The following is a 503-nucleotide window of genomic DNA, read 5'->3' on the forward strand; positions in this document are numbered from 1 at the left end:
GTGGAGCTAAGCGGGATCGAACCGCTGACCTCCTGCGTGCAAGGCAGGCGCTCTCCCAGCTGAGCTATAGCCCCAGTGCTTGATCTTTTTCCATCGGCCGTCGTTCGCTTCTACGCGCGCCTGGTCCACTGAAAAAATCTCTGCGCCCTGGCGTTTCCATCAATCAGTGCTGGAAACTTCGGAGTCAGTTTTTTACGCCAAATTTCGTGACACAAGCCATGAAAGCGCGAAGCATAGCCTGCTATGCAAATACTTTCATAACGCCGAGTCGCGTAATTTGGTGGGTCAGAGTGGACTTGAACCACCGACCTCACCCCTTTTTATCGATAAAGAGTGGGGTGCGCTCTAACCAGCTGAGCTACTTCAATCATTCTATCGAATAATTGGTAGGCCTGAGTGGACTTGAACCACCGACCTCACCCTTATCAGGGGTGCGCTCTAACCAGCTGAGCTACAAGCCTACAAAATCTGTTAACAACGATTGTTGTTATTTCGCTCTCTTT

General features: G+C 50.7%; 2 tRNA genes. Both read right to left on the reverse strand.

The window, feature by feature from the left end:
- Position 1: 1 nt before the first annotated feature.
- Positions 2-74: transfer RNA gene (locus BGP75_RS17190), tRNA-Ala, on the reverse strand.
- A 310-nt stretch (positions 75-384) separates the two neighbouring features.
- A tRNA-Ile gene (locus BGP75_RS17195) sits at positions 385-461 on the reverse strand.
- Positions 462-503: the final 42 nt, after the last annotated feature.

The sequence above is a fragment of the Motiliproteus sp. MSK22-1 genome, assembly GCF_001968815.1.
Taxonomy (GTDB): Bacteria; Pseudomonadota; Gammaproteobacteria; order Pseudomonadales; family Balneatricaceae; genus Motiliproteus.